The organism is Actinoplanes sichuanensis, assembly GCF_033097365.1.
GTDB classification, from domain to species: Bacteria; Actinomycetota; Actinomycetes; order Mycobacteriales; family Micromonosporaceae; genus Actinoplanes; species Actinoplanes sichuanensis.
Genome location: NZ_AP028461.1, coordinates 1371907 through 1389602 on the forward strand (window position 1 = coordinate 1371907; position 17696 = coordinate 1389602).

Consider the following 17696-nt stretch of genomic DNA (forward strand, 5'->3'; position numbering starts at 1 on the left):
TCTGCCGTGGATGACGGTCGATGATAGCGATGATCACCTGCTCGGCGCCGCCCGCAGAGTGCCGGGCAAGTATTGACGCTCGGCTATTTTTCAGGTTTGTTAACAGGTATGACGAAGCGTCGACTCGCCGCCGGCCTCGCCCTGATCGCGGTCGCCACGGCGGCACCGGTCCCGAACGCCTCCCCGGCCGTGGCCGCCGCCGTCATCTGCAACCGCTACTGCGACGGCCGAGACCCGGCACTCGCGCCGACCGAGCGCGTCCCGGTCACCGCGTCCCTGTACGGGCGGACCTTCCGCCTGCACATCAACGACACCGACGCGATGGGCTGGGCCTCGATCAGCGGCGGAACCACCGGCGACGAGGTGTGGCTGGACCGCTCGATGGACGGCGGCCGCAGCTGGCCGGACGGCAGCCGCGTCAGCGAGACCCGGGTCCCGGCGGGCGGCACCGGATGGCGTACCGGCATGGTCAACGTCGACGACTGGGCCGGCCGGGGCGTCGGCGCGCTGCGGGCCTGCGGCAAGGCCGGCGACCGGCCGGAGATCGCCTGCACGGCCTGGGCCCGTACCACCTGGAACGCCGGGAACCGGCGCACCGCCGCCTCGACCGCGCTGATGATGCGCTTCGACCGCACCACCGGCCTGTTCGACACCAACGGATGGTGGACCGGCGCCAATGCGCTCACCGCCCTGATCGACAGCATCCGGGTCAGTGGCATGCCGAGCTACCGGTACGCGATCAGCGAGACCTACGACCGCAACCTCGACAGCCGTCAGGGTCGATTCCGCAACGAGTACCTCGACGACACCGGCTGGTGGGGTCTGGCCTGGGTGGCCGCGTACGACCTGACCGGCGAGAGCCGCTACCTGGAGACGGCCCGTGCGGACGCCGACCACATGCACACCCACTGGGACACCCGCTGCGGCGGCGGGATCTACTGGCGCACCGACCGCACCGTCAAGAACGCCATCGCCAACAGCCTCTACATCCAGTTGAACGCCGAACTGTCCCGCCGGATCCCCGGCGACACCGCCTACCGACAGCGGGCCCAGGTCGGCTGGGCGTGGTTCCAGAGCACCGGCATGATCAACGCAGGGAACCTGGTCAACGACGGTGTCAACCTGAGCACCTGCCGCAACAACGGCGACGTGACGTGGACCTACAACCAGGGCGTGTTGATCAACGCCCTGGTCCGGTTGAACCAGCTGACCGGCGATTCGGGCGCGCTGGCCACCGCCCGGCGGATCGGTGACGCGCTGACCGCCAGCACCTACCTCAACGCGAACGGGATCATGCGCGAACCCAACGAGAGCAACACCTGCGCCGGTGACGGCGTCTCGTTCAAGGGCGCGGCCGTCCGCGGTCTCGGGGTGCTCAACGCGGCCACCGGCGGTGCCTACACGGCCTACCTGCAACGGCAGGCCGACAGTGTGTACGCCCACAACCGCGACACCCTCGACCAGTACGGCAGCCACTGGGCCGGCCCCTACGTCGCCACCAACCACAGTTGCCAGCACAGCGTCCTGGACCTGCTCAACGCGGCCCCGTGACGGGAGTAGAGGTCAGGTGTCGAAGGCCACGTCTGAGGAACGTGCGTGGATTGGTGTCCAGGTGGCGGGACCATCCCGGGTCCCGCTCACCACGCAGCCACGCGTACCGGGCCAGCCCGTAGCCGTACATCGGCTCGGTCAGGTAGCCCAGACGGCTCGTCCGGGTGTAGCCGTAGGCGCCGCCGACGTCGCGGGAGTGTTCGAACGCGGCGTTGGCGGCGAAGATGCCCAGGCCGAAGAAGACGGTCAGCAGATCGGTCAGCGGCTCATGATCCGGCCGCCGGCCGGAGATCCGCCCGTCGGCCAGCAGCAGGACGTGACCCAGCTCGTGCGCGATGGTCGCCACCAGCGCCGTCGGACGGGCCGCCAGGTCGTCACGGATGCCGATGACCGACCGGCCGTCACGCACCCGGTGATGCCCGGCCGCATCCGTCCCGGCCATGGTGAGAGGCACGTGCGCCGACAACCCGGGATCATCGGCCTCGTCGTGTTCGAGGTCGATGCGGGCGCGGTCGATCCCCATGTGGGCGCAGAGCCGGGCGAGAACCGACCCGACGTCCTCCCGCGTGCCCCGATACGTGCCGGGAAAGTAGTCGTCGGTCGGCAGGACCACATCGGCGCATAGCCGTTCGGTACCGAACTCGGCCACCATCCAGTCCAGGGACCGGTCGATCCACTCCTGCTCCTCCGCCCGTACCGGGCACTCCGCCCGCCGCCACCACCGCATGCCCGGAGTATGCGGCGTGCCCGCCACCGTCCACATGGTTGCGTACCGTCCGGCCGCGATGATCGAATGTGCCGGGGCTGCCTTCCGGCGCCGGTCAGGAGGCCGTCATGCCGGCTGGGCTGGGTCGAACCATTCATGCCTGGCGTCGCATCGTCATCATCGTGTGGCTGGCGGTCGCGGTGGCCGGCGCGGTGTTGGGCGGATCCGTCTACGACCGCACGCAGTCGATCGACTCCCTGCCCGCGGGCGCACCGGCGGCCGTCGCGCAGGCCCGTCTGGACACGCTGTCACCCGAGGGCGAACGGGTGGTCGCGGTGATCTCCGGTCGCGACGTCGGCGCCATCGCGCTCGTCCAAAGCGTCAGCCGGATCGCGTACGAGATCCGCGAGATCCCCGGCGTCGCCGAGGTCGAGGACTCCTACACCACCGGGACCCGGCAGATCTCCACCGACAACCACAGCTCCCTGATCACGGTGGAGTTGGCGGCGGGCCTGAGTGACGACGAGGCGTTGCGCACCGCCGACCGGGTGAGCGCCGCCCTGCGCCGCATCGACGCTCCCGAGATCCTGATCGGTGGCGGGCTGCCGGCCGAGCGCGAGTTCGGGGAGCAGGCCGTCCGGGACGCCGCCGTCGGTGAATCGGTCGCCCTGATCTGCGTTGCGATCCTGCTGATCCTGCTGCTGGGCGGGCTGGTGGTCGGCCTGCTGCCGTTGGCTGCCGCGGTCGGCGCGGTCACCGCCACGCTACTGGCACTGACCGGCCTGGCCCGCCTGCTGCCGGTCAGCGACTACACCGTCAACGTGGTGACCCTGCTCGGCATCGGCCTGGCGGTCGACTACAGCCTGCTGATGATCACCCGGTTCCAGCAGGAGCGGGCCGCCGATCCGCGCGCGCCGACGGCCGAGCTCATCGAGCGTACGGTGGCCACCGCCGGCCGGGCGGTGCTGGTGTCCGGCTCGGCGGTCGCGGTGGCGCTGGCCGGGTTGTTCGCCTTCGGCGACCCGGTGCTGGCCGCGATGGCGCTGGGCGGAGCACTTGTCGTCGTGCTGGCGACGGCGGCCGGGATGACGCTCCTACCCGCGCTGATCGCGGTCGCTCACCGGCGCATCCCGGCGCACGGTCGGTTGCGGGGCCCCGGCCTTCTCGTGCGGCTGGCCGGTCTGGCTCAGCGCCGGGCCGGCCCGGTGGCGCTCGCCGTGGTCGCCGGTCTGCTCGCGCTGGGCACTCCGCTGCTGTTCGTGGAGTTCGGCAACTCCGACGTCCGTGTGCTGCCCGCGACCAGCGAGGCCCGGCAGGCGTATGAGGCGACCCTGGAGAAGTTCGCCGACCCGCCGAAACAGCCGTTGACCGTCGTGGTCGAGGCGGGTTCCGACCGGCCGGACGTCAAGCAGCTGGTCGACACCATGAAACAGTTGCCGGGCGTGTCCGACGTGTACGTGCGGCCGGACGTGCCGGCCGGGGTGACCGTCGCCGACGTGGTGCCCGACGGCACGTCGGACGGCCGGCCCGCCCAGCAGCTGGTGGCCGACCTGCGGGCACTCGACGGGCCCGCCCCGGTGCTGGTGGCCGGTCCCGCGGCGGAGCTGACCGACGCGAAACGCTCGGTGGCCGAGCGCCTGCCCGTCGCCCTGGCGGTCATCGTGCTGGCCACCGGTGCACTGCTGTTCGCCCTCACCCGCTCGGTGGTCGTGCCGGTCAAGGCGATCGCGATGAACTTGCTGACGCTGCTGGCGACCATGGGGGTGCTGGTCGCGGTGTTCCAGTGGGGCTGGGGTGCCGGCGTGCTGGGGTTCGAACCGTGGGGTGCCCTCGACCTGACGACGCCGCTGCTGCTGTTCGTCTTCGCGTTCGGGCTGTCGATGGACTACGAGGTGTTCCTGCTGGCCCGGATCAAAGAGGAATGGGACCGGCGTACGGCCACCGACGCCGCGGCCAACGACCGTGCCGTACTGGCCGGGGTGACCGCCGCCGGTCCGGTGATCACCACGGCCGCCCTGGCGATCGGCATCGTCTTCCTCGGCTTCGTCCTCGGCGACCTGGTCGCGGTGAAGGAGATCGGCGTCGGAATGGCCGTGGCGGTTCTGCTGGACGTCACGGTGGTGCGCGGCCTGCTGCTCCCGGCGACGATGTCCCTGCTCGGCCGCTGGAACTGGTGGCGACCGGGCCTGGCTCCGGCGGCGCGCGTCCCGGAAAGGGCGGACCACTGATGACTGACAGACTCGAAGGCGTGGCGAATGGGGCCGGGGTCGTTCGCGGAGCGGTTGCACGCGGTTACGAAGCGGTCGCCACAGCCTTCGCGGAGTTGCCGGCTTCGAACCCCGACTACGCCGCGCAGATCGCTGTGTACTCCAGCGGGATCCGGGTTGTCGATCTTTGGTGTGGTGCGGGTATGGACGCGGACTCGCTGCTGCCGATCGCGTCGTGCACCAAGGGTGCGGCCTACGTCTGCGCCGCTGTTCTGGCACAAGCCGGCGAGTTGGATCTGGACCGGACTGTCGGAACCTACTGGCCCGAGTTCGTCGCCGAAGGTAAGGCCGACACGACGGTTCGCCAACTTCTGTCTCACCAAGCGGGGCTCGTCGGGTTAGAGGAGGGGTTCCGGCTCGTCGACCTTTACGACGACCGACTCTTGGCCGCTCGACTCGCGCTGCAGCGGCCGTACTGGCGGCCGGGCAGCGCACACGGCTACCACGGGTTCACCATCGGCGCTCTGGTCGGGGAACTGGTGTACCGGATCACCGGCCAGACCTTGCAGGCCTTCTACGACACGCGCATCCGAAGGCCTCGCGGCATCGATCTCTTCGTCGGTCTGCCGGAGGCGTTGGATCATCGTTTCGTACCGCTGATCACCCCGCCCGCATCAGGTTCCGACGACCGCCTGACCGCTGGAAGCCTGAGAGGCGTCGCCTCTGCCGTGCCGGTCGCCGATCCGATCCAGGTGCACAACAGTCGCGAGTTCCGGGCGGCCGGGCCGGCCTCATCCGGCGGGACCGCCAGCGCTCGCGGTCTGGCCCTCCTCTATGCGAGCTGCCTCGACCCGGTCGGCGTGCAGTCACCCGTCATCACGAGGGCGACCGCCGTCGAATGGGCACAGATCCATTCCACCGGTCATGATCTCGTCATGGGCCGACCCAGCCGGTTCGGTCTGGGCTTCCAGCTACCGGGAGAGGAACGGCCCTACCTTTCCGCGCGCACGTTCGGGCACGACGGTGGAGGCGGCTGCTGGGGATTCGCCGACCCGCGAACCGGAACAGCGTTCGGATACACCCGTCGCAACGTCGTGTCCGACCGTGACGAGTCCGGCGCATTGGCCCGGGTCGTGCAGGAGTGCGCTCTCGAGGCTAAGGAGCGTTCTCGATGATCAGATCCGCGTTCTCACGGACCTGCTCGGCCGCGTAGAACGCGTCCTCGTGCCGGGCCCATCGGGCCCAATGCGGGGCATAGGTCTGCCCATCCCGATCCAGGGCGCGCCGCTTACGGATCACCGTGGGGCTGTCGACCCAGATCAACCCGCAGATGTACGGGCGGAGCACGCGCCCGCCTGCCCCGACTCCCTCGACGACCAGCCATGCGGCGTCCGGCACCGGATGCTCCTCGGCGTAAGCGCCGGCCGCCCAGTCCCAGCGCCGCCACACCGCGGGGCGGTCCTCGGCCAGCGGCACCAGCACCCAGTCGTGCAGCGCGGTGACGCCCTGTTGCAGCCCGTCCCATCCGGCGTACAGATCGTCCATGTGGATCAGCGGCGCTCCGAGCCGGGCCGCCACCGCCCGTGCGAGCGTCGTCTTGCCCGCCCCGGACCGGCCCTCCACCGCCAGCACCCGCCGGCTCCCGGCCCGAGCCGGCCGGCCCGCCGCCCACGCCACCACCCGGGCGGCGGCCTCCTCGAACACCTCGTTCATCCGGTGAACACCATTCGCTCGGCGGTGATCCGCAGAACCACCCGGGTCGCCTCCTGCCGGTCGGTGCCTCGCTCGTACGGGACTCCGGTATACCGCCGGGCCGGCTCGTCCACCAGGGCGTCGGGTGCCCGGGGCCCTGCCGTCCTCATTCTTGCGACGGTCGGTTCGGTGCCGGTTCACCGGTGATCATCGCAGTCCGGGTGACCTGCACCTTGATCTTCGGAGGTCCGCGGCGGAAAAGCGCTCGCGGGATCGGGTCGGCGGCGGCGACGTCGACCGTGTCCAACCGGATCGGGGAAAGGTCTTGTTCAAGTTACGCGGAGATTAAATACTGTCTATGGGAGCGCTCCCAGATTGTGATCATGCCCGTCCCCCAGGGAGTTCGAGTGAGTGCAAGACGCAAACGCATCGCCTCCGCCGTCCTCGGGATGGCGCTGGCGGTGACCGGTGGGGCCGTCACGGCCGTGAACGCGGCGCCCGGTGTGTCCGCCGCGGCCGCGCCCGCCACCGACTGGCTGCACGTCTCCGGTAACAAGATCGTCGATTCGGCCGGCAACCCGGTCTGGCTGACCGGAACCAACTGGTTCGGCTTCAACGCCACGGAACGGGTGTTCCACGGGCTCTGGTCAGCCAACATCACCCAGCTCACCGCCTCGATGGCGCAGCGCGGCATCAACCTCGTCCGGGTGCCGATCTCCACCCAGCTGCTGCTCGAATGGAAGGCCGGGCAGGCGACCGCCCCCAACGTCAACACCTACGCCAACCCCGAGCTCACCGGCATGAACAGCCTGCAGATCTTCGAATACTGGCTGCAGCTGTGCGAGCGCAACGGCATCAAGGTGCTGCTCGACGTGCACTCGGCCGAAGCCGACAACTCCGGTCACGTACACCCGGTCTGGTACAAGGGCACGGTCACCCCGGAGATGTACTACCAGGGCTGGGAGTGGGCGGCCACCCGCTGGAAGAACAACGACACGGTCGTCGCCTTCGACCTCAAGAACGAGCCGCACGGCACCCCGAACGACACCGTCCGCGCCAAGTGGGACGACTCGACGGACGTCGACAACTGGAAGAACACCGCCGAGACCGCCGCCAAGCGGATCCTCGCGATCAACCCCGAGGTGCTGATCCTCGTCGAGGGCAACGAGGTCTACCCGCGCGAGGGCGAGACCTGGAACTCCCCGAACACCGACCCCGACCTGTCGCCCAACTACTACTACAACTGGTGGGGCGGCAACCTGCGCGGCGCCAAGCAGCATCCGATCAACCTGGGCGCCCACCAGGACCAGCTCGTCTACTCGCCGCACGACTACGGGCCGCTGGTCTTCAACCAGCCGTGGTTCGACAAGCCGTTCGACAAGGCCAGCCTCACCGACGACGTGTGGCGACCGAACTGGTTCTACCTGCACGAGAACGGCACCGCCCCGCTGCTGATCGGCGAATGGGGCGGCCGGCTCGGCCAGGACGCCCGCCAGGACAAGTGGATGACCGCGCTGCGTGACCTGATCGTGGAGAACCAGCTGCACCAGACGTTCTGGGTGCTCAATCCCAACTCCGGCGACACCGGCGGCCTGCTGCTCGACGACTGGAAGACCTGGGACGAGCAGAAGTACGCGCTGCTCAAACCGGCCCTGTGGCAGCACGGCGGCAAATTCGTCGGCCTCGACCACCAGGTGCCGCTCGGCGGGGACGGCAGCACCACCGGGATCAGCCTCGGTCAGCGCTACGGCGACGGCGGGTCGGACGGCGACACGACCGCTCCGGGCGCGCCCGGGCAGCCCACCGCCGGGACGATCACCGCGAACAGTGTGGCCCTGAGCTGGACCGCGGCCACCGACAACGTCGGCGTGACCGCCTACGACGTGCTCCGCAACGGGACCGTGGTGGCGACCGTGTCGGCCACCTCCTACACCGCCACCGGGCTGGCCGCCTCCACGGCGTACATCTTCAGCGTCCGGGCCCGCGACGCGGCCGGGAACGTCGGCGCGGCGTCGGCCGGTCGCAGCGTCACCACCAGCGCCGGCGGGGGCGGCGGCGACCAGGGCTGCACCGCCACCTACAAGACCACCACCTCCTGGTCCGGTGGTTTCCAGGGCGAGGTGACGGTACGCAACACCGGCACCGCCGCGGGCAGCGCCTGGACGGTGAACTGGACCTACCCGGCCGGCACCACGATCGGCTCGCTGTGGAACGGCGTGGTCGGCACCCCCGCGGTGACCGTCCGCAACGCCGCCCACAACGGCGCCCTGGCGGCCGGAGCGTCCACCACGTTCGGTTTCGTCGGCACCGGCACCGCCACCACCCCGGCCCCGATCACCTGCACCCTGTCCTGAGCCGAGAGGCGGTGATCGATGCTTGGTCACCGCCTCTACGCTGACCGCCATGCTCGATGCGGTACTCGACGGTCTGGCGGGCAACCCGGCCCTGCCCCGCGACCTGCTGCGCCGGATGATCCGGTGGCGCGGTGGCTCCAGGCTCGCCCTCCGCGCCGACCTGACCGATGAGGTGGTCGAGGAGATGCTCGCGACCGGCTGGGTCTGGTTCCTGACCGCCCTGGCCGTCGACGGCAGCGTCGCCTCACCGGTCCGGCTTCGGCTCGCCGGGCACCCGGATCAGACGGTGCGAGCGTGTGCCGCGTCCGGGCCGCCGGACCGTGCCGTGTTCGAGATCCTCGCGGCCGATCCGGATCAGGAGGTCCGGGTGCGCCTCGCCGAAAACCGGTCCCTGCCGCCGGACCTGCGGGCCCGGCTCGCCGACGACCCGGACCCGGAGGTCCGGCGAGCCCTGGCCCGAGGCTGGACCGACCTTCCGGAAGCGGTGCGGCGGCGCCTGCTCACCGACCGGGACGAGGCGGTACGGGCAGCCGCGTGCTTCACCTACCACCCCGAGGTGCCGGCCGACCTGGTGCCGACCCTGCTCGCCGATCCGGCGACCCGGGCCGGCGTGGTACGCCACCTGACGTTGACCACGGAGTCGGCGGCCCGCCTCGCCGAGGATCGTGACTACGCCGTGCGCCGCGAGCTGGCCCGGCACCCCGGCCTGCCCGCCGACATGCGGGACCGGCTGGCCTCCGACGACAGCACGACGGTGCAGGTCGCCGTGTTCGCCCGGGAGGACACCCCGGAGCCGCTGCGCGCGCTGATCCACGACGAGGTGCGCGGCAGGAGCCCGTCCCTGGTCGTCGCGGTCGACGATCCGGATCCGGACGATCTGGGGGAGTGGGACGACCTCGCGTTCAAGCAGCTCGTCGAGGACCGCGCGACCGTCGCCCGGTTCGACCGGCTGCCGTTGCCGTGGGTCACCGCCGACCCGATGCGGCACGCCGGTTCGCCGTACACCTCCTTCCGGCTCGCCGTCGCCGCGGCCGCCGCAAGCCTGCCACCGGCGGTGGTGGACCGGCTGCTCGCCGACGAGGAACCGAGGGTCGCCGAGGCCGTCGTCGAACACGCGCCGCACCGGGTCGACGAGGCCACCGCCGAACGCATCGAACGCGCCTACCGGCCGCCCGCGCGGGCCCGCGCACGCCGGCCCACCGGCCGCTACCCGTACCAGCCGGAGACGCTGCGCCGGTTCGCCACCGACCCCGACCCGCGGATGCGGGTGTTCGGCTTCCGCGATCCCGCACTGCCCGCCGACATCCTCTCGACGTCGGCCGCCGACCCGGACGGCAACGTCCGCCGCAGTGCCGCCGCTCATCGGCGGATGCCCGCCACGGTGCTGGTGGCGATGCTCGACGATCCGGACGAACGGGTCGCCCGGGCGGCAGCCGGTAATCCGGGACTACCCGTCGAGACCATGGCGGAACTGCTGCGCCGGGCCGGCCTCTGAAGTCTGATCATCGACGGGTTCCTCAACCCCGACCCTGCGGTGCCGACGTTCAGAATGTGACTGACCAGGCACAGGCCCGCCAGGTGGCGACCGAGGAGATTCTCAACTCTCGTCGTGTCGTCTCGTCCGCCGTCGTCGTGCTCGCCGTGACCATGGCGATCGCCCTGGTCTCGTACGTGTGGGACTGGATCGACGCGGTCAGCGCCGGCGAGTTCCCGGAACCCGACGAGTGGCTCGGCATGGTCGGGCTGGCCGGGCTGCCGTACGCGGTGGTCGTCACCCGCCGTCTGGTGCGGTTCGAGCGGATGCTCACCACCCGCGAGCGCGAGGCGGTCCAGGCGTTCCAGGACACCGTCGACAACGCACACGGCTGGATCTGGCAGACCGACGCCGACATGCGGATCACCTACTCCAGCCACGGTGTGCACGCGATGCTGGGTCACCAGCCGTCGGAGGTCATCGGCCGGGTCGTGTGCGAGCTGATCAGCGACGGGGCGTCGGCCCGGCCCAAGGTCGACCCGGGCGGCCGGCAGGAGCTGGCCACCGAGACCCGGCACACCGACGGGTCGGTCCGGCACCTGAGCACCACCGTCGCGCCGATGTTCGACGAGACCGGCCGTACCGTCGGCTATCGCGGTTTCACCGCCGACGTCACGGTGGAGAAGGTCGCCCAGATCGCTCAGGACGAGAAGCAGCGGCGGTACGCCGAAGCCCGCGCCCGGATCGAGCAGGCCCTCGACGACCCCGAGGCGATGTACGTGGTGCTCCAGCCGATCGTCGACATCGACGGGCAGCGGATCGCCGGGATGGAGGCGCTCGCCCGGTTCAACGCCGAGCCCAAGCGCACCCCCGACCTGTGGTTCGCCGAGGCCTGGGAGGTCGGGCTCGGCATCGACCTGGAGCTGCACGCCATCGATCTGGCCTGTCGCCGCCTGCCGGAACTGCCGGCACACGGCTACCTGTCGATCAACCTGTCCGCCCAGACGCTCACCGACCCGCGGCTGCTCGACCTGCTGTCCGGCCTCGGCGACCAGGCCCGCCGGATCGTGGTCGAGGTGACCGAGCACACCGCCATCGACGACTACGGCGTGGTCGGCGACGTGCTGGACCGGATCCGCGCGCTCGGGGCCCGGCTGGCCGTCGACGACGCGGGCGCCGGTTACGCCTCGATGCAGCACATCCTGCGGCTGCGCCCGGACATCATCAAGCTGGACCGCAGCATCATCGCCGACAACGACGTGGACCCGGCCCGGTTCGCGCTGATCGGTGCGATGGCCAACTTCGCCGTCTCGCTGGGCATGGTGGTGATCGCCGAGGGCGTGGAGACCCCCGGCGAACTGGCCGCCCTCACCGAGAACCAGATCTGCCACGCGCAGGGCTACTACCTGGCCCGCCCCGCCGTCGAGCCGCTGATGGAGCTGACGCCGCCGGTGACCTCCGTGGCCGCCTGAGAGTAGAGGCGTGTCATCGCGGTGATGCTGGCCCGCATCAGGTCGCGTAGTTCGGGTGGGGACAGGACCTCGATGTCCTCGCCGAGGCGCAGGAAGTCGGCGTGGGCGTGTCGCACCGACTCGATGGGCAGGGTCACCGTGGTCCAGCCGTCCGGGTCGGGGTCGCCGACCGCGTCGCGGACGTTGCGGGCCATCGCCCTGGTCATCAGGTACGGGATCCGGGTCAGTCCGGCGGGGGAGAGGCGGACCACGGCCTCGGCCCGGTGCAGACGGCGCTCGAAATCGACGGCCCATGCGGACCAGGTCGCGGCCAGGTCGAAGCCGTCGGGGCGCTCGAACGTCTCGTCGAACACGGTCAGGTCGAGGATCGTCGCGACCCGGTAGGTCCGCAGGTCGTCGCCGACCCGGGCCACGAAATACCAGACACCCGCCTTCAGGACGATGCCGAGCGGTTCGATGTCCCGGTCCACCTCGCGGGGCTCCCGCCAGCGCTGGTAGCGCATCCGGGCCCGTCGCCGGTTCCACACCGCGGCGGCCAGGGCGGCCAGGTGCGGGTGGGTCTCGGTCTCCCGGAACCAGCCGGCCGGATCGAGGTGGAAGCGGTCGCGGACCTCGTCGACGTGCCGGGCCAGCCGGGCCGGCAGTGCGGCGCGCAGTTTCAGCTCGGCGGTGGTCAGCACCGCGCCCAGGCCGAGTTCGGCGGCGGCGTCCGGCACTCCGGCCAGGAAGATCGTGCCGGCCTCCTGCGGGGTCAGGCCGGTCAGTCGGGTCCGGTAGCCGTCGACCAGCTGATATCCGCCGTTGGCGCCGAGTTCGGCGTAGACCGGCACGCCCGCGGTACCCAGGGCTTCGACGTCGCGGTACACGGTGCGTACCGAGACGCCCAGCTCGTCGGCGATCTGCTGGGCGGTGAGCCGCCCGCGGTCCTGCAGCAGGAGGACCACGGACAGCAGACGACTGGCGCGCATTTCCAAAGACTGCCACAGGATGTCAGTCATGCCTGGCAGGGTCGTCGGTGACGAGGAAAAGGAGCATCACCATGGCACTCGCCCGTTACGTCGGCTTCTCGCTCGACTGCGACGACCCGGTCGCGCTGGCCGACTTCTACGTCAAGCTGCTCGGCATGGAGATCAGCTACACCAGTGACGAGTTCGTCTACCTGGGCGGACCCGGCAACGGCATCGGGTTCGTGAAGGTGGAGAAGTATCTACCACCGACCTGGCCCAGCGCCGACGTGCCCAAGCAGGCGCACCTGGAGCTGGGCGTGGACGACCTGGAGACCGGCGAGGCGGCGATCCTCGGGATCGGCGCCACCAAACCGGACCACCAGCCGCAACCGGACCGCTGGCGGGTCCTGCTCGATCCGGCCGGCCACCCGTTCTGCATCTCCGCGTCGGTATAGACCCAACTTTCTCGCCTCCTCTCGCGTCTATTTCCAAAGAGGACATTCGCATCGAGGAGGACAGTAAGTGCGACAAAGACGAATGATGTTCACGGCGGTGGCCGCGGCGGGTATCACGCTCGCCGCGGCCTCGCCGGCCGAGGCGATCGCCAACGGCGAACCGGTGCAGGAGGGCAGATACTCGTTCTCCGTCAAGCTGACCATGACCGGCATCCCGGTCCTCGGCGGCGGAACCCGTAACAGTGCCTGCTCGGGCGCCCTGATCGCCCGTGAGTGGGTGATCACCGCCGGGCACTGCTTCCGCGACGAGAACGGCGTCCGGGTCGAACGCCCGGTCGCCGCCTCGACCGTCGCGACCGTCGGCCGCACCGACCTGATCACCAGCCCCGGCGGTCACGAACTGGAGATCGTCGAGGTCAAGCAGTCGGCCACCGCCGACGTCGCCCTCGCCCGCCTCGCCGAGCCCATCACCGACATCCGGCCGCTGGCCGTCAGCCGCCGTGCCCCGAAGGTCGGCGAGGTGCTGCGACTCACCGGCTACGGCTCGCTGACCAGTGCCAACGCCACCCCTGTGACACATCTCCAGACCGGGCAACTGGTGGTGGAGTCGGTGTCCGACGCGACTCTGGGCGTCCGCGGCAAGGCACCGAACCCCGACACCACCCCGTGCCCGTACGACTCCGGTGGCCCGTTCTTCCGCGAGTCCCGCGGACACGCACCCCAACTGGTGGCGGTCGTGAGTGACGGCCCGAGCTGTCCGCACACCGACATCGAGATCCCGGCGCGTACCGACAACCTCGCCGGCTGGATCCGCGACACCACCGGCCGCTGACCGGGCCGCGCCTGGTCTTCCGCCGGTGCGGAGGACCAGGCGCGGAAGGTCAGCGGCTGTACACCTCGATCTCATACGTGGACAGGCCGTACTGGGTGGCTCGGGTCACCCCGGTCAGGCGGACGTACCGTGCCGTGCTCGCGGTGAGCGCCACGGTGTCCTCGCCTCCGTTACCGCCGGTCACGGAGGCGACCTGGGTCCAGGTGGATCCGTTGGTCGAGGTCTCGATCTTGTACGCCGACGCGTACGCCGACTCCCAGAACACCCGCACCCGGCCCACCGCGACCGACGAGCCGAGATCGATCCGGATCCACTGGCCGTCCGCCCACTCGCTGGCCCACCGGGTCGACATGTTGCCGTCGACCGCGTTGGCCGCCGCGTTGCCGGACTGGCTGCCGGACGCGGTGACCGGGCGCCCGGCGGCCAGGTTGGCCAGGTTGTCGCCGCGCTTGGCCGGGAACGACACCACCTGCTGGTAGGTGGGCCGGTTCTGCCACGAGATCAGGTCGTGGGTGATGCCGCCGAGCGGAGACTGCAGGATCGCGTCGGCACACCACTGGTTACCGGCGGCGCAGTGGTCGTCGGCCGGGTAGGTGGTGGCCGCCGGCTCGGCGATCGCCGCGGACAGGCTGGTCAGCAGGGCGCTCCGGCAGGTGCTGACGGTTCCGGCGCCGCAGTACTTCGTCGACCAGTTCGGCACGCTGTCGCCGAGGACGGCCCGCAGGTCCTTCTCGACCCAGCCCCACCAGCCGTACTGGAAGGAACTGCCCTTGTGCCCCTGCGCGGCGTTGGCCGAGTGCGGCAGCGTCGACACCTGGCCGGTCTGGCCGCCCGACGGTGACTCGTTGATCTGCAGGGTGTCGACCAGCGCGGTGTAGAGCCCAGTACCGAGCCCGCTCTGGAACTGGGCCTGCACGATCCGCGGCCACCAGGCGTCGAAGATCCGGATCGCGTCGGCGTCCGCGTACACCTTGCTGCCCGACGCGGTCTCCCTGCGGAGCGCGCCGTTGGTCAGCCAGGTGCGCAGCTTGGCGACCGCGGCGGCCTGGGTGGCGTCGGTGACCGTGGCGGTGTCGATCATCCGGAGCAGGCTGGGCAGCACCTCCTTGCCGCGCAGGTCGGTGAGCCCGGCCTGCTGCACGACCTTGAGCAGGGTCGCCCGGTCGTACTTGGTGCCGGCCGCGATCCCGGCCTTCAGTGGCGCGTCCAGCAGGTCACCGCGGTGCACCGAGCCGAAGCTGAAGTTGCCGTCGGCCGCCGAATAGCCGGCCGCCTGCTTGTTGTTCCAGCTCACGAAGTAGTCCTGGTTGACCGCCTGCACGTGGGCACTGGCCGGGCGGAATCCGGTCCACTCCTGGGCGGCGTCGCCCCAGGTCGGCAGGTTCGGATCGGCGGTGGCCGGGCGGATCGGCTCGGTCCCGGAGGTGAACATCGCGGTGTCGGCCGAGTTCACGTAGAACCAGTTGAACGCGAACGCGATGTTCGACGCCGAATTCTGGAACGCGGTGGGCGTACCCATCTGATCGGGCTCGTTGAACATCTGGAAACCGATCGCCGAATCGGCCTCGTGACCATAGGTCGACCTCTTCGCCGCGAAGGCGACCGGCACACCGCCGACCTTGCCACGCCAGGTGACCAGGCCGTAGTTCGTGCGCAGCACGGTCAACCGGTAGGAACCGGCGGCCGTCGAGTCGGCCGTCGTCGGCGCCCACGAGTTGACCCGGCTCAGCGTCTCCATCGCGGTGCACGTCCCGTGCCACAGGTAGCTCGTCGACGCCGTGGTCGGGGTGCTGCCGTCGGCGTTGCAGAGCCGGATCGCGTACGTGTCGGTGATGTCCTGCACCGACGAGGTCGCGCTCCACGCGTAGTCCGGACCACGGCCCAGCAGCGTGTACAGGTTGAGGCCGCTGAACGCGACACCACGACTGCTGATCCCCGGCCCCTGCAACTCCTGCAACATCAGCAGCTGCGGGGCGAAGTAGCCGGTCTGCGGGCCGAAGACGGCGACCGGGTGGCCGGTGGCCGAGTTCGCCGCGTTGACCACCGCGGCGTTCGACATGCCCTGGTGCGCGCTGTCGATGGTCAGCGTGCTCAGCGAGTCGGCGATCGCGCTGGTCCCGGTCACACCGGTGGCCGCCGAGCCGGTCTTGTCATAGACCAGCGGTTCGGGGGTCGCCGTTCCGGCGTCCGGCATCGCCACTCCGGTGGCATTCGGATCACCGCCGCCGTACGGGAACGACTGCCCCGCGTGCAGCGTGAGCACCGCCTCCGGATCGTTCTGCGACCGGAACTGCTGCCACACCTGGTCACCGACCGTGGTGCCGTACTTGGCGCGGGCCGCGATCCGCACGAGCGCCGACTGCATCTCGTTGCCGCCGCCGCCACCGAACAGGCCACCGATCACACCGGCGATCGCGATCAGGTCGGTCGCGACGAAGTCGACCGGACCACCCACGTTCGTCACCGAGTCGAGATGGCCGGTCAACACGTACTCGCCCGGACAGTCACGTGCGGCCATGCAGTCGTCGATGTACTTGTTGATCCCGGCCAGGTACTGCTGCACGTCGTCGTAGAGCTGGGCGCCGCGCGTACCCGAGGCCCGCAGGGTGTTGATCTGGTTCTGCAGGTCCGCCTCGGTGTACGGGGAGTTGCGCCAGACGCTCTGTTCCAGGTCACGGTTGCCCTCGGCGCCCCCGGCGAACCCGGTCAGACTGCCCCGGGCGACGTGCCGCATCAGGTCCATCAGGAACAGCCGGTCCTGCGCGCCCGCATAACCGGCGCCGAACATCGTCCCGGCGCGGGTGGTGCCGGTCACGTGCGGGACGCCGAGCGCCCTGTCGCGCACGATCGTGACGTCCGAGCGCGGGGTGATCGTGCTCGCCACGTTCGCGGCGGCCACCCCGTACGACGCGTCGTTGAAGAAGGTGTTGATCTGGCCCGGGGTCAGGCCGGTGTAGCTGTAGGTCAGGTTGGCGTAGGGGGCCAGCTGATTGTCGGAGTCGGCGGGCATCGTGCCGAACACCTGATGGGCGAGGATCGCCGCGAGGTCGGCGTCCCCGTTCTGCCCGGGCGGCAGGATGTCGGAGCACTCACCGAGGCAGTAGTCGTTCGTCGCGTACGCCGCCGCGGCCGGCTGGGGGCCGACCGTGGCGAGCGCCGCGGGGATCAGGAGAAGGACGGCGAAGGAGAGAGAAAGGCGCCGGCGCATGGGGGTCCCTTCGGGTACGCCAGAAGACGCGAAACTTTCTCAGAATGCTAAGACATCGAAGAATGTGAACGCTAGGTTTCGCGGAAGAAGGCGACCGCCTCGATCAGCGCCCGATCGGTCAGCGCCGGGTCGTGCCGGGGGCCGACGTCCCGCATGAACGCGTGCTCGCCACCGGTGTAGACGTGCAGTTCGAGGTCGGTGAGGCCGGCCGCGTACAGGCGTTGCAGGATGTCCAGGCGGGCGTCGGCCGGGACGTGCGGGTCCCGACTGCCGAAGACGATCAACAGCCGGCCCCGGATGTCGGCGGCCCGGGCGAGCGATCCGGCGTCGGCGTCCGCGCCCAGCGCGCCGTTGTGCAGTCCCGTCGGGTAGAAGCAGACGGTCGCCTTCACCCGGTGATCGAAAGCGGCCCGGAACGCCAGGTGTCCACCGATGCAGAACCCCGTCACGAACACGTCCGACACGTCCGGGCGGGCGGCCAGATGGTCCAGTACCGCGGTGCGGTCGGCGTCGAACTGCGCCGTCGTGGTGGCCGCCGCCCCGGCCAGTCCCTGCTGCTTGCCGGCGTCGTCGAACTCCAGCGCCACCCCGGCCAGCGGGCCGTGCGGGTAGATCTCCGGCACCACCACGACGAACCCGTCGGCCGCCAGCCGCCGCGCGGTACGCAACGTCGACTCGGTCAACTGGAAGATGTCGGTGTAGAGCAACAGGCCAGGCCACGTTCCGTCGTCGGCGGGCCGGATCACGATCGTCCGGATATCGCCCACCCGGACCTCTTCTTCACGCAACTTCATGATC

The 17696-nt window shown here is 70.3% G+C and carries 14 protein-coding genes; 8 read left to right on the forward strand and 6 right to left on the reverse strand.

All coding sequences use genetic code 11. The annotated features are described in order from the left end of the window. Positions 1-108 precede the first annotated feature (108 nt). A complete protein-coding gene (locus tag Q0Z83_RS05950; RefSeq protein ID WP_317792775.1) occupies positions 109-1551 on the forward strand; it encodes a glycoside hydrolase family 76 protein in 1443 nt (480 codons plus the stop codon). Here the strand turns inward: Q0Z83_RS05950 and Q0Z83_RS05955 are convergent. Then, positions 1535-2278 carry a hypothetical protein gene (locus Q0Z83_RS05955; RefSeq protein ID WP_317792776.1) on the reverse strand — a complete coding sequence of 248 codons (744 nt, stop codon included), beginning with the start codon at positions 2276-2278 and terminating at the stop codon, positions 1535-1537. The two genes, Q0Z83_RS05950 and Q0Z83_RS05955, sit on opposite strands and share 17 nt — an antisense overlap. 107 nt (positions 2279-2385) lie before the next feature. Between Q0Z83_RS05955 and Q0Z83_RS05960 the strand changes: the two genes are divergently transcribed. Together Q0Z83_RS05960 and Q0Z83_RS05965 are read left to right on the forward strand one after the other, a co-directional pair. Further along, entirely contained in the window at positions 2386-4485 is a 2100-nt protein-coding gene (locus Q0Z83_RS05960; RefSeq protein WP_317792777.1) for an MMPL family transporter, read from the forward strand. After that, positions 4485-5639, forward strand: a complete 1155-nt coding sequence (locus Q0Z83_RS05965; protein ID WP_317792778.1) for a serine hydrolase domain-containing protein — start codon at positions 4485-4487, stop codon at positions 5637-5639. The genes Q0Z83_RS05960 and Q0Z83_RS05965 overlap by 1 nt, the downstream gene beginning before the upstream one ends. Here Q0Z83_RS05965 and Q0Z83_RS05970 read toward each other — a convergent pair. Beyond that, entirely contained in the window at positions 5620-6177 is a 558-nt protein-coding gene (locus Q0Z83_RS05970; protein WP_317792779.1) for a nucleoside/nucleotide kinase family protein, read from the reverse strand. The genes Q0Z83_RS05965 and Q0Z83_RS05970 overlap by 20 nt on opposite strands. After that, complete coding sequence (locus tag Q0Z83_RS05975) at positions 6174-6326, reverse strand: hypothetical protein (protein WP_317792780.1); 153 nt, start codon at positions 6324-6326, stop codon at positions 6174-6176. Before Q0Z83_RS05975 ends, Q0Z83_RS05970 begins: the two co-directional genes overlap by 4 nt. A 213-nt stretch (positions 6327-6539) precedes the next feature. On the opposite strand from Q0Z83_RS05975, the gene Q0Z83_RS05980 reads away from it, so the two are divergent. The 3 genes from Q0Z83_RS05980 to Q0Z83_RS05990 are packed head-to-tail and all read left to right on the forward strand — an operon-like array spanning position 6540 to position 11456. Beyond that, a complete protein-coding gene (locus Q0Z83_RS05980; protein WP_396349883.1) occupies positions 6540-8510 on the forward strand; it encodes a cellulase family glycosylhydrolase in 1971 nt (656 codons plus the stop codon). A 49-nt stretch (positions 8511-8559) separates the two neighbouring features. Further along, on the forward strand, positions 8560-10005 hold the full coding sequence (locus tag Q0Z83_RS05985) for a HEAT repeat domain-containing protein (RefSeq protein WP_317792781.1): 1446 nt from the start codon (positions 8560-8562) through the stop codon (positions 10003-10005). Positions 10006-10061: 56 nt separating this feature from the next. Beyond that, a complete protein-coding gene (locus tag Q0Z83_RS05990) occupies positions 10062-11456 on the forward strand; it encodes a sensor domain-containing phosphodiesterase (RefSeq protein WP_317792782.1) in 1395 nt (464 codons plus the stop codon). Here the strand turns inward: Q0Z83_RS05990 and Q0Z83_RS05995 are convergent. Further along, positions 11387-12454: a helix-turn-helix transcriptional regulator gene (locus Q0Z83_RS05995; RefSeq protein ID WP_317792783.1), complete on the reverse strand. Its 1068-nt coding sequence runs from the start codon at positions 12452-12454 to the stop codon at positions 11387-11389. The genes Q0Z83_RS05990 and Q0Z83_RS05995 overlap by 70 nt on opposite strands. 41 nt (positions 12455-12495) lie before the next feature. On the opposite strand from Q0Z83_RS05995, the gene Q0Z83_RS06000 reads away from it, so the two are divergent. Together Q0Z83_RS06000 and Q0Z83_RS06005 are read left to right on the forward strand one after the other, a co-directional pair. After that, positions 12496-12858, forward strand: coding sequence for a VOC family protein (locus Q0Z83_RS06000; protein WP_317792784.1), 363 nt, complete (start codon positions 12496-12498; stop codon positions 12856-12858). Between the two features lie 67 nt (positions 12859-12925). After that, positions 12926-13690: a S1 family peptidase gene (locus Q0Z83_RS06005; protein WP_317792785.1), complete on the forward strand. Its 765-nt coding sequence runs from the start codon at positions 12926-12928 to the stop codon at positions 13688-13690. Between the two features lie 49 nt (positions 13691-13739). Here the strand turns inward: Q0Z83_RS06005 and Q0Z83_RS06010 are convergent, their stop codons facing one another. Together Q0Z83_RS06010 and Q0Z83_RS06015 are read right to left on the reverse strand one after the other, a co-directional pair. After that, positions 13740-16898, reverse strand: a complete 3159-nt coding sequence (locus Q0Z83_RS06010; protein WP_317792786.1) for a penicillin acylase family protein — start codon at positions 16896-16898, stop codon at positions 13740-13742. A 71-nt stretch (positions 16899-16969) separates the two neighbouring features. Next, positions 16970-17692 carry a dienelactone hydrolase family protein gene (locus Q0Z83_RS06015; RefSeq protein ID WP_317792787.1) on the reverse strand — a complete coding sequence of 241 codons (723 nt, stop codon included), beginning with the start codon at positions 17690-17692 and terminating at the stop codon, positions 16970-16972. Positions 17693-17696 lie beyond the last annotated feature (4 nt).

What these genes read in the sequence shown, in the direction of transcription:
- Q0Z83_RS05960 (WP_317792777.1), top strand. Translation starts at nt 2,386, where the DNA reads ATGCCGGCTGGGCTGGGTCGAACCATTCATGCCTGGCGTCGCATCGTC.
- Q0Z83_RS06015 (WP_317792787.1), bottom strand. Translation starts at nt 17,692, where the DNA reads ATGAAGTTGCGTGAAGAAGAGGTCCGGGTGGGCGATATCCGGACGATC.
- Q0Z83_RS05985 (WP_317792781.1), top strand. Translation starts at nt 8,560, where the DNA reads ATGCTCGATGCGGTACTCGACGGTCTGGCGGGCAACCCGGCCCTGCCC.
- Q0Z83_RS05995 (WP_317792783.1), bottom strand. Translation starts at nt 12,454, where the DNA reads ATGACTGACATCCTGTGGCAGTCTTTGGAAATGCGCGCCAGTCGTCTG.
- Q0Z83_RS05965 (WP_317792778.1), top strand. Translation starts at nt 4,485, where the DNA reads ATGACTGACAGACTCGAAGGCGTGGCGAATGGGGCCGGGGTCGTTCGC.
- Q0Z83_RS06000 (WP_317792784.1), top strand. Translation starts at nt 12,496, where the DNA reads ATGGCACTCGCCCGTTACGTCGGCTTCTCGCTCGACTGCGACGACCCG.
- Q0Z83_RS05970 (WP_317792779.1), bottom strand. Translation starts at nt 6,177, where the DNA reads ATGAACGAGGTGTTCGAGGAGGCCGCCGCCCGGGTGGTGGCGTGGGCG.
- Q0Z83_RS05955 (WP_317792776.1), bottom strand. Translation starts at nt 2,278, where the DNA reads ATGCGGTGGTGGCGGCGGGCGGAGTGCCCGGTACGGGCGGAGGAGCAG.
- Q0Z83_RS05980 (WP_396349883.1), top strand. Translation starts at nt 6,540, where the DNA reads ATGCCCGTCCCCCAGGGAGTTCGAGTGAGTGCAAGACGCAAACGCATC.
- Q0Z83_RS06010 (WP_317792786.1), bottom strand. Translation starts at nt 16,898, where the DNA reads ATGCGCCGGCGCCTTTCTCTCTCCTTCGCCGTCCTTCTCCTGATCCCC.
- Q0Z83_RS05950 (WP_317792775.1), top strand. Translation starts at nt 109, where the DNA reads ATGACGAAGCGTCGACTCGCCGCCGGCCTCGCCCTGATCGCGGTCGCC.
- Q0Z83_RS05975 (WP_317792780.1), bottom strand. Translation starts at nt 6,326, where the DNA reads ATGAGGACGGCAGGGCCCCGGGCACCCGACGCCCTGGTGGACGAGCCG.